The following is a 10,294-nucleotide window of genomic DNA, read 5'->3' on the forward strand; positions in this document are numbered from 1 at the left end:
GGTGCGACCGGTCGTCGTCGTCACCGGCGGGTCGCGCGGCATCGGGGCCCACCTCGCCCGCGGCTTCGCCGAGGCCGGGTATGCCGTGGAGCTCACCTCCCGCGACGGCGAGGGCGCGCGTCGGGTGGCCGACGAGCTGTCGCGCGAGGGTCTGGACGCCCTGGGCAGCGCGCTCGACGTGACCGAGCCCGACCTCGTGCAGGTCTTCGCCGACCAGGTGCTGCAGCGCCATGCCCAGGTCGACGTGCTGGTCAACAACGCCGGGGTGATCGAGCCTCCCGCTCCGCTGTGGGAGGCCGACGTCGACGCCTGGTGGGGCGTGCAGCGCGCCAACGTCCTCGGGCCCTTCCTGCTGTGCCGCGCGCTGGTGCCGCGGATGGTCGCCGCGGGCGGTGGGCGGGTCATCAACCTCAACAGCGGGTCGGGCACCCGCGCCGACGCGGAGCAGAGCGCCTACCACGCCTCCAAGTCGGCCCTCGCCCGCATCACCGGTGGGCTGCATCTCGCCGGCGTCGAGCACGGGGTGCGCGCCTTCGACCTCGCCCCCGGGGTGGTCCGCACCGACATGACCGCGGCCATGCCGCAGCACGTCGGGCGCACCGAGTGGACCGAGCCGGGCGAGGTGGTGGCCCTCGCCCTCGCCCTGGCGTCCGGTGAGCTCGACGCCTGGTCCGGTCGGATGGTCCGCGCCGGCGTCGACACCGCCGGGTCCCTGCGTGCGGCGGCCGACGCCGGGCTGCCGGACGAGGCACGCACGATCGGGCTGCTGCCCTACGGCGACGACGACCCGGTCGCCTGACCTCGGCCGGCTCCTCTCGGCGCCTGGACCCACATGCATGAACACCCAGTTTGTCGTATGCTCATGCAATGAAGTCCGTCGCCGTCGCTGGGGCCAGCGGGTATGCCGGAGGTGAGCTGCTCAGGCTGCTCCTCGGCCACCCCGAGCTCGAGGTCGGGGCCGTGTGCGCCGCGTCGCAGGCCGGCGCCCTGCTCGGCACCGTCCACCCGCACCTCGTCCCCCTCGCCGACCGTCGGCTCGAGCCGACCGACCCCGCGGTGCTCGCCCGGCACGACGTCGTGGTGCTCGCCCTGCCCCACGGCGCGTCGGCCGAGGTGGCCGCCCACCTGCCGGACGACGTCGTCGTCGTGGACTGCGGGGCGGACTTCCGCCTCGAGGACCCGACCGCCTGGGAGGCCTTCTACGACACCCCGCACGCCGGCACCTGGGCCTACGGTCTGCCCGAGCTGCCGCTCGAGGCGGGGTCGGCGCGGGGTCGCGACGGCCTCGTGGGGGCCAGGCGCATCGCCGTCCCCGGCTGCTACCCGACGGCGACGACCCTCGCCCTCGCTCCCGGCCACGCGGCCGGGCTGCTGGAGCCCGAGGACGTCGTGATCGTCGCGGCGAGCGGCACCAGCGGAGCCGGCAAGGGGCTGAAGCCCCATCTGCTGGGGGCCGAGGTCATGGGGGCGATGTCCCCCTACGGCGTGGGCGGCGTCCATCGTCATACGCCCGAGATCGAGCAGAACCTCTCCCGCGTCGCCGGCGCCGCGGTCACCGTCTCCTTCACCCCCACGCTCGCCCCCATGTCGCGCGGCATCCTCGCCACGTGCACCGCCCGTGCCGTGGCCTCGGCGACCGCGGAGGAGGTGCGGGATGCCTGGGAGTCCTGCTATGCCGGCGAGGACTTCGTGCACCTGCTGCCGCCGGGGCAGTGGCCCCGCACCAGTGACGTCGTCGGCTCCAACCAGGTGCACGTGCAGGTGGCCCTGGACGAGCGGACCCGCCGGGTCGTCGCCGTCGCCGCGATCGACAACCTCACCAAGGGCACGGCCGGCGCCGCGGTGCAGTCGATCAACCTCGCGCTCGGCCTGCCCGAGTCGACGGGCCTGCCGACGGTGGGGGTGGCCCCGTGAGCGTCACCGCCGCCCGGGGCTTCCGGGCCGCCGGCGTCACCGCTGGTCTCAAGGCCAGCGGCCGACCGGACGTGGCGCTGGTCGTCAACGACGGTCCCGAGCACGCTGCGGCCGCCGTCTTCACCAGCAACCGCGTCGAGGCCGCCCCCGTCACCTGGAGCCGGCAGGTGCTGGCCGACGGCCGGGTCGATGCCGTGGTGCTCAACTCCGGCGGCGCCAACGCGTGCACCGGCCCCGAGGGCTTCCTCGACACGCACCGCACGGCCGAGCAGGTCGCGGACCGGCTCGACGTCAGCGCCGGTGACGTGGTCGTCTGCTCGACCGGGCTCATCGGCGAGCGCCTGCCCATGGACCGGCTGGGCGCCGGGATCGACGACGCCGCCGGGCGGCTCTCGGCCGACGGGGGAGCCCTCGCGGCCGAGGCGATCATGACCACGGACACCCGCAGCAAGCAGGCGGCGGTCACGCGCGACGGCTGGACGGTCGGCGGCATGGCCAAGGGCGCCGGCATGCTGGCGCCGGCCCTCGCCACGATGCTCGTCGTCCTCACCACCGACGCAAGGGTCGAGGCCGACGTCCTGGACCGGGCCCTGCGCGCGGCGACGGCGCAGTCCTTCGACCGGATCGACTCCGACGGCTGCCAGTCCACCAACGACACCGTCGTGCTCCTGGCCAACGGGGCGAGCGAGGTCGCTCCCGGCGAGGACGAGCTCGCCGCCGCCCTCACACAGGTCTGCCAGGACCTCGCCCGCCAGCTGATCGGCGACGCGGAGGGCGCCCACCACGACATCCGGATCGAGGTCGTGGGCGCCGCCGACGAGGACGACGCCCTCGAGGTCGGCCGGTCCGTCGCCCGCAACAACCTGTTCAAGTGCGCGGTCTTCGGCAACGACCCCAACTGGGGTCGCGTCCTGGCCGCCGTCGGCACCAGCGCGGCGACCTTCGACCCCTATCGGCTCGACGTCGCGATCAACGGCGTCCAGGTCTGCCGCGCCATGGGGGTGGGGGAGCCCCGCGAGCTCGTCGACCTCACCCCGCGCGAGGTGCACGTCCTGGTCGACCTGCACGCCGGGGACGCCGCGGCCACGATCTGGACCAACGACCTCACCCACGACTACGTCCACGAGAACTCGGCCTACAGCACATGACGACCCGACCCGCCGCCCGCACCCCGCGCCTGCACGAGTCCCACCCGCGGACCCTGGCCAAGGCGTCCGTCCTCGTCGAGGCGCTGCCCTGGATGGAGCGCTTCCGGGGAGCCCTCGTCGTCGTCAAGTACGGCGGCAACGCCATGATCGACGACGAGCTCAAGGCCGCCTTCGCGCAGGACGTCGCGTTCCTGCGCTACGCGGGCCTGCGTCCCGTGGTCGTCCACGGCGGGGGCCCCCAGATCGCGGCCATGCTCGACCGGCTGGGCCTCGCCAGCGAGTTCCGCGGCGGCCTGCGGGTCACGACCCCCGAGGTCATGGACGTCGTGCGGATGGTGCTGACCGGCCAGGTCGGGCGCGAGCTCGTCGGCCTGCTCAACCAGCACGGCCCCCTGGCCGTCGGACTGTCCGGCGAGGACGCCCACCTGTTCGGAGCCCGTCGCCGGGGCACCGTCGTCGATGGCGAGGACGTCGACCTCGGCCTCGTCGGCGACGTCGAGGTGGTCAATCCCGCCGCGGTGCAGGACATCCTGGACGCCGGGCGTATCCCGGTCGTATCCACCGTCGCGCCCGACCTGGACGTCGACGGGCAGGTCCTCAACGTCAACGCCGACACGGCCGCGGGCGCCCTGGCGGCTGCCCTGGGCGCCACCAAGCTCGTCGTCCTGACCGACGTCGAGGGCGTCTACCTCGACTACCCGGACCCCGCCTCGATCGTGTCGCGGATGGGGGTGGACGAGGCCGCGGAGCTGGCCACCCGGGTCGACGCCGGCATGATCCCCAAGCTCGAGGCCTGCGTCGCCGCCGTCCGCGGTGGCGTGCCCCAGGCCCACATGATCGACGGCCGCGTGGCCCACTCCCTGCTGCTGGAGGTCTTCACCAGCGAGGGGGTCGGCACGATGATCACGGCGCCTTCCGACGATGCCCCTGCTGATCCAGCTGACCCTGCCGAGGAGGCCGTATGACGACCGGCGCCACCACGCTCGACCGCTCCCAGGAGGTCCTGCTCGGGGTCTTCGGGCGACCACGGCTCACCCTGGTCCGGGGGGAGGGCTGCTACGTGTACGACGCCGACGGGGGTCGTCACCTGGACCTGCTCGGGGGCATCGCCGTCAGCAGCCTCGGGCACGGCCACCCGGCCCTGGTCGAGGCCGTCAGCCGGGCAGCCCGCGAGCTCGTCCACGTCTCCAACTTCTTCGTGACCCCCGACCAGGTGCGCCTAGGGGAGCGCCTGCTGCAGCTGTCCGACGCCCCGTCCGGGTCGCGAGTCTTCCTGTGCAACAGCGGGACCGAGGCGATCGAGGCGGTCGTCAAGCTGTCCCGTCGGACGGGGCGCACCCGCATCGTGGCCGCCGAGGGCGCCTTCCACGGGCGCACCACCGGTGCCCTGGCCCTCACTCACAAGGAGGCCTACCGCGCGCCGTTCGAGCCGCTGGTCGGGGACGTCACGTTCGTGCCCTACGACGACGTCGACGCCCTGCGTGCGGCGGTCGACGACACGGTCGCCGCGGTGGTGCTCGAGCCCATCCAGGGGGAGGCGGGCGTCATACCGGCGTCGACCGACTATCTGCGGGCCGCCCGCGAGGCGACGACCGCCGCCGGGGCGCTGCTCGTCCTCGACGAGATCCAGACCGGGGTGGGGCGCACGGGGACGTGGTTCGCCCACCAGGCCCACGGCGTCCGGCCCGATGTCATGACCCTGGCCAAGGGGCTCGCCGGGGGAGTGCCGATCGGGGCCGTCGTGACCTTCGGCGAGCGGGTGAGCGGCCTGCTGGGGCCGGGGCAGCACGGCACGACCTTCGGCGGCAACCCGCTCGCGTGCGCGGCGGCGCTCGCGGTCCTCGGCACGATCGAGGAGGACGACCTGCTCGAGCAGGTCAAGACCACCGGTGAGCACCTCGTCGCGGCCGTGGAGGGCCTGCAGCACCCGCTGGTCCGCGACGTGCGTGGCGCCGGGCTGCTGCGGGCGATCGCCCTCACCCGGGACGTGTCCGCCCAGGTCACGGCAGCCCTCGAGGCCCGAGGGCCTATCGTCAACCCGGTACGCCCGGATGCCGTCCGGCTCGCGCCGCCGCTCGTGCTCACCACGGACGAGGTCGACGAGTTCGTGGCGGACCTGTCCGTCGTCCTCGACGGGATCGTCGCCTCCGAGGGAGGGAACCCATGATCGCCCAGACCCGCGGGGCCCGGCACCAGCTGATCGCCGACATCCTCGCCCGCACGACGGTGCGTTCGCAGAACGAGCTGCTCGAGCTCCTGGCGGCCGAGGGCGTGGAGATCACGCAGGCGACGCTCTCGCGCGACCTCGTGGACCTCGGGGCCGTCAAGGTGCGCCAGGGGCGCACGCTCGTCTACGCACTTCCCGGTCTCGGCGGGGACCAGACGCCCCGCATCGCTCCCGACATGGCCGAGGTGTCGGGCCGGCTGCGCAAGGTGTGCGAGGAGCTGCTCGTCTCCGCGCGCGCGTCGGCCAACCTCGTGATCGTGCGCACGCCCCCGGGGGCGGCGAGCTTCCTGGCGTCGGCGATCGACATGGCCCGCGAGGGCGACATCGTCGGTACCATCGCCGGCGACGACACGATCCTGGTGATCACGGCCGCCCCCGACGGCGGCGAGGCCGTCGCCGCCAAGCTCCTCGGGCTCGCCGGCGTCAACGACGACTGACCCCACCCCTCCGCAGCCGCCGGGCCCGCCGGCCGCACCGTCCCCCTCCTCCCCTCCGAAAGGACCCGCATGACCTCCGAGCGCACCAGCCTGTGGGGCGGTCGCTTCGCCGGTGGACCGGCCGACGCCCTCGCAGCACTGTCGAAGTCGACCCACTTCGACTGGCGGCTCGCCCCCTACGACCTGGCCGGCTCGCGGGCCCACGCCCGCGTCCTGCACCGCGCCGGGCTGCTGGACGACGCCACGCTCGACGCGATGCTCGAGGCCCTGGGGCGGTTGCGCGAGGACGTGGAGTCCGGGGCGTTCGCGCCCGCCGAGGACGACGAGGACGTCCACACCGCCCTCGAGCGGGGGCTCATCGAGCGCGCCGGCGCCGACGTCGGGGGACGCCTGCGGGCCGGCCGCTCGCGCAACGACCAGGTCGCGACCCTCTTCCGGATGTACCTGCGCGACCACGCGCGCTCGGTGGCCGGCCTCGTCCTCGACGTGGTCGACGCGCTGGTCGCCCAGGCCGAGGGGCACGCCACCACCGCCATGCCCGGGCGCACGCACCTGCAGCACGCGCAGCCCGTCCTGCTGGCCCACCACCTGCTCGCCCACGCCTGGGCCCTGCTGCGCGACGTCGAGCGGTTCGTCGACTGGGACGTCCGGGCCGCGGTCTCGCCCTACGGCGCCGGCGCCCTGGCCGGCTCGTCCCTCGGCCTGGACCCGGAGGCGGTCGCGGCCGACCTGGGCTTCGCGACGAGCGTGGAGAACTCCATCGACGGCACGGCCTCGCGAGACGTCGTGGCCGAGTTCGCCTTCGTGTGCGCGATGACGGCGGTCGACGTGTCCCGGCTGGCCGAAGAGGTCGTCCTGTGGGCCACCAAGGAGTTCAGCTTCGTCACGCTCGACGACGCCTACTCGACGGGGTCGAGCATCATGCCGCAGAAGAAGAACCCCGACGTCGCCGAGCTCGCACGTGGCAAGGCCGGCCGACTGGTCGGTGACCTCGCGGGCCTGCTCACCACGCTCAAGAGCCTGCCGCTCGCCTACAACCGCGACCTGCAGGAGGACAAGGAGCCGGTGTTCGACGCCGTCGACACCCTCGAGGTGCTGCTCCCCGCCTTCAGCGGCATGGTCGCGACCCTGACCTTCCACGACGACCGGCTGGAGTCCCTGGCGCCGCAGGGCTTCTCCCTCGCCACCGACGTCGCCGAGCGGCTCGTGCGCGAGGGCGTGCCCTTCCGCGTCGCCCACGAGGTCGCCGGCGCCTGCGTGCGCGTGTGCGAGGAGCGCGGGATCGAGCTGTGGGACCTCGACGACGACGACCTGCGGCGCATCTCGGAGCACCTCACGCCCGACGTCCGGTCGGTCCTGTCGGTCGAGGGATCCCTGGCGTCCCGGTCGGCCAAGGGCGGCACCGCCCCGGAGCGTGTGACCGAGCAGCGCGCCCGCGTCGCCGAGCGGGCCGATCGCCTCCGGGAGTTCGCTGGCTCCGCCCTGGACGTGCGCGCCTGATGCTCACGCGCGAGTTCTTCGCGCGCCCGGTGCTCGAGGTCGCCCCCGACCTGCTCGGGTGCGTCCTGTGGCACGGCCCGGTCGGTCTACGGCTCACCGAGGTCGAGGCGTACGCCGGTCAGCGGGACCCCGGCTCGCACGCCTTCCGTGGCCCCACACCGCGCACCGAGGTCATGTTCGGCGAGGCGGGGCACCTCTACGTCTACCTGTCCTACGGAATGCACCACGCCGTCAACGTCGTGTGCGGCCCCATCGGCGAGGCCTCGGCGGTGCTGCTGCGCGCCGGCGAGGTGGTCGCCGGCCACGACCAGGTCGCGGAGCGACGCTCCGGCATACGGCCCCGCGACCTGGCCCGGGGCCCGGGGCGACTGACCAAGGCCCTCGGCCTGGACCTCGGGCACCACGGGCTGGACCTGCTGGACCCCGCCGCCGCGGTGCGCCTCGTGCCGGGCACACTGGATCCCGAGGCGGGTATGATCCGCACCGGCCCCCGGGTCGGTGTGTCGGGCCCCGGTGGAGACGGCGACAGGTTCCCCTGGCGCTACTGGCTGGCGGACGAGCCCACCGTCTCGGCGTATCGTCCAGCCGTGGTGCGGCGACGGCCGCCGCGCCTCTGATCGGCAAAGCGGGGCTCGCCCCGGGCAGGAGCACGACACCGTGAGCAGGGACCACCGGGGGAGCAGGCAGGTCAGCGCGTCCGTGCGCACCGAGCGGCTGGCGCTGCGCCCCTTCGGCGAGGACGACTTCAAGGCCGTGCGCAGCTACCTCAGCGACCCGCAGGTGATGCGCTACGTCGACGATCCCTACTCCGACAAGCAGGTCAGGCGCTTCCTGTCCCGCTGGGTGGGGGACGACCCGCCGGTGCTGGCGCTGGTCAGGCGGGGCAAGGACAAGGTCGTGGGGCACGTCGTCTTCCACCGGTACGAGCACCCCGACGTCTACGAGATCTCCTGGGTGCTGCACCCCAAGTACCACCGTCGTGGCTATGCCACCGAGGTGGGGCGGGCGCTGCTGGACCACGCCTTCCGTGACCTGGGCGCCCACCGGGTGTTCGCGACCACGGTCGAGGGCAACGACGCGGCGTGCCGGCTCATGGCCACGCTCGGCATGACGCGCGAGGCCGTCCTGCGCAAGTCGACGCGGCACGAGGACCGCTGGCTCGACGAGTACTACTACTCGGTGCTCGACACGGACTACGCCGACCGCCGGGGATAGGGCAGGCTGGTCCCGGCTCGCCCGTCCGGCGGCGGGCACCCGACGCAAGGAGTGATCCACCGTGACCGACATCCTCGACGAGCTGCAGTGGCGCGGCCTGGTGGCGCAGACCACCGACGAGGCCGAGCTGCGCCAGGCCCTCGAGGACGGACCCATCACCGTGTATTGCGGCTTCGACCCGACCGCGCCGTCCCTGCACTTCGGCAACCTCGTGCAGCTGATCGCCCTACGGCACCTGCAGCGCGCCGGTCATCGGGTCATCGGCCTGGTGGGTGGGTCGACCGGGTTGGTGGGCGACCCGCGCCCGTCGAGCGAGCGCGTCCTCAAGAGCAAGGAGCAGACCGCCGCCGATGTCGAGCGGATCGCCGTGCAGGTGCGGGCGATCCTGTCGGACGACTCCGGCAACCCGCCGATCTTCGTCAACAACCTCGACTGGACGGCCCCGATCTCGGCCCTGGACTTCCTGCGCGACTACGGCAAGCACTTCCGGGTCAACCAGATGATCAAGAAGGACGCGGTCGCCGCGCGCCTGAACTCCGACCAGGGCATCTCCTACACGGAGTTCAGCTACCAGATCCTGCAGGCGTTGGACTACCTCGAGCTCTACCGGCAGTACGGCTGCACCCTGCAGACCGGTGGCCAAGACCAGTGGGGCAACCTCACGGCCGGCGTGGACCTCATCGGTCGCGTCGAGGGCGCGTCCGTGCACGTGCTCACCACCCCCCTGCTGACCGACTCCTCCGGGGAGAAGTTCGGCAAGTCCGCGGGCAACGCCGTGTGGCTGGACCCCAGCATGACCTCGCCCTACGCCTTCTACCAGTACTGGATCAACGTCGAGGACGCCTCGGTGGTCAAGCTGCTCAAGGTCTTCACCGACCGCACGCGCGACGAGATCGTCGGGCTGGAGCGTCAGGTCGCCGAGGAGCCCTTCCGGCGCACGGCTCAGAGGACGTTGGCGGCCGACGTGACCACGCTCGTGCACGGACCCGAGGCGACCGCGGCCGTGCAGGCCGCGTCCGAGGCGCTCTTCGGCAAGGGGGACATCGCGGCCCTGGACCGGGAGACCCTGCTGGACGCGACGGCGGAGCTGCCCGGGGGAGAGCTGTCCCCCGGGGACACCGTGGTCGACGCGCTGGTGTCGGTGGGTCTGGTGGCGTCCCGCAACGAGGCTCGGCGCGCGCTGAAGGAAGGCGGCGCCTCGGTCAACAACGCCAAGGTGTCCGACCCCGAGGCCGTGCTGGGGGAGCAGGACTTCCTCCACGGCCGGGTGGTCCTGCTCAAGCGGGGCCGCAAGTCCATGGCTGCTGGTCGTATGCCGGAGGCCTGACCCGCGAGCGTGCCGGCCCGATGGCCCCGGCCAGTCACATCCCCGAGGGTGGCTGGCCGGGGCCATCGGCGTGCTGACCAGCGGATTTGTCTCCCCGGACACCTTCACGTAATGTTCTCGATGTCGCCCGGACAGGGAGGAACGGACACCACTGCTAGCAGGGAAACCTCGCAGCGAAGTAGGCCGGTCCCGCGGATGACAACCTCTACCGAGAAGGTACTTCGGTATATCCTGATGAGCGGAAACGCCCGATTAGGAAGCGGGAGAAACACCTGCTACAGTAGAGGAACCGAACACGCCAAGCGCGCTCCGCAGGTCACTGATCTGGTCCGAGAAGCCCAAGATGTGATTCGGAAACTGACAGCCTCGGCACGAAGGCCCACACATGTGGTTCGGGATGTCGTGAGCGTCCGATGTTTGAGAACTCAACAGCGTGCCGAAATTCGATGCCAAGTTTTTGACCTCGTTTGAGGTTCCTTTGGTAGATGGACGATTCAACGTCATGTTGTTTTGTCTTTTTGCTGGG

At 72.6% G+C, this 10,294-nt stretch carries 10 protein-coding genes; all 10 read left to right on the forward strand.

Translation table 11 applies throughout. The annotated features are described in order from the left end of the window. The first annotated feature begins 1 nt into the window (after position 1). The 10 genes from GGG17_RS07215 to tyrS all read left to right on the forward strand — a co-directional run bounded on the left by GGG17_RS07215 (position 2) and on the right by tyrS (position 9,768). The gene (locus GGG17_RS07215) at positions 2-799 is read left to right on the forward strand and encodes an SDR family NAD(P)-dependent oxidoreductase (RefSeq protein ID WP_288797700.1); all 798 of its coding nucleotides are present in this window, start codon (positions 2-4) and stop codon (positions 797-799) included. A 68-nt stretch (positions 800-867) separates the two neighbouring features. Next, positions 868-1,914 (forward strand): N-acetyl-gamma-glutamyl-phosphate reductase, encoded by a 1,047-nt coding sequence (gene argC / locus GGG17_RS07220; protein WP_154593061.1) that lies wholly within the window; start codon positions 868-870, stop codon positions 1,912-1,914. After that, positions 1,911-3,062, forward strand: coding sequence for a bifunctional glutamate N-acetyltransferase/amino-acid acetyltransferase ArgJ (gene argJ, locus GGG17_RS07225; RefSeq protein ID WP_311966496.1), 1,152 nt, complete (start codon positions 1,911-1,913; stop codon positions 3,060-3,062). Before argC ends, argJ begins: the two co-directional genes overlap by 4 nt. Further along, positions 3,059-4,027, forward strand: coding sequence for an acetylglutamate kinase (argB, locus tag GGG17_RS07230; protein WP_154593062.1), 969 nt, complete (start codon positions 3,059-3,061; stop codon positions 4,025-4,027). The genes argJ and argB overlap by 4 nt, the downstream gene beginning before the upstream one ends. Further along, positions 4,024-5,229, forward strand: a complete 1,206-nt coding sequence (locus GGG17_RS07235) for an acetylornithine transaminase (RefSeq protein ID WP_154593063.1) — start codon at positions 4,024-4,026, stop codon at positions 5,227-5,229. Before argB ends, GGG17_RS07235 begins: the two co-directional genes overlap by 4 nt. Further along, a complete protein-coding gene (argR, locus tag GGG17_RS07240) occupies positions 5,226-5,726 on the forward strand; it encodes an arginine repressor (protein ID WP_154593064.1) in 501 nt (166 codons plus the stop codon). The genes GGG17_RS07235 and argR overlap by 4 nt, the downstream gene beginning before the upstream one ends. Before the next feature lie 69 nt (positions 5,727-5,795). Continuing rightward, positions 5,796-7,226, forward strand: coding sequence for an argininosuccinate lyase (gene argH, locus GGG17_RS07245; protein WP_154593065.1), 1,431 nt, complete (start codon positions 5,796-5,798; stop codon positions 7,224-7,226). Beyond that, on the forward strand, positions 7,226-7,843 hold the full coding sequence (locus GGG17_RS07250; protein WP_154593066.1) for a DNA-3-methyladenine glycosylase: 618 nt from the start codon (positions 7,226-7,228) through the stop codon (positions 7,841-7,843). Before argH ends, GGG17_RS07250 begins: the two co-directional genes overlap by 1 nt. Positions 7,844-7,883: 40 nt before the next feature. Next, on the forward strand, positions 7,884-8,441 hold the full coding sequence (locus GGG17_RS07255; protein ID WP_154593067.1) for a GNAT family N-acetyltransferase: 558 nt from the start codon (positions 7,884-7,886) through the stop codon (positions 8,439-8,441). A gap of 61 nt (positions 8,442-8,502) precedes the next feature. Beyond that, positions 8,503-9,768, forward strand: a complete 1,266-nt coding sequence (gene tyrS, locus GGG17_RS07260; RefSeq protein WP_288797711.1) for a tyrosine--tRNA ligase — start codon at positions 8,503-8,505, stop codon at positions 9,766-9,768. Positions 9,769-10,294 lie beyond the last annotated feature (526 nt).

Source organism: Arsenicicoccus cauae, assembly GCF_009707125.1.
GTDB lineage: Bacteria > Actinomycetota > Actinomycetes > Actinomycetales > Dermatophilaceae > Arsenicicoccus > Arsenicicoccus cauae.

Coding starts and splice junctions, on each gene's coding strand:
- argC (WP_154593061.1), top strand. CDS start 868: ATGAAGTCCGTCGCCGTCGCTGGGGCCAGCGGGTATGCCGGAGGTGAG.
- argB (WP_154593062.1), top strand. CDS start 3,059: ATGACGACCCGACCCGCCGCCCGCACCCCGCGCCTGCACGAGTCCCAC.
- GGG17_RS07235 (WP_154593063.1), top strand. CDS start 4,024: ATGACGACCGGCGCCACCACGCTCGACCGCTCCCAGGAGGTCCTGCTC.
- argR (WP_154593064.1), top strand. CDS start 5,226: ATGATCGCCCAGACCCGCGGGGCCCGGCACCAGCTGATCGCCGACATC.
- argH (WP_154593065.1), top strand. CDS start 5,796: ATGACCTCCGAGCGCACCAGCCTGTGGGGCGGTCGCTTCGCCGGTGGA.
- GGG17_RS07250 (WP_154593066.1), top strand. CDS start 7,226: ATGCTCACGCGCGAGTTCTTCGCGCGCCCGGTGCTCGAGGTCGCCCCC.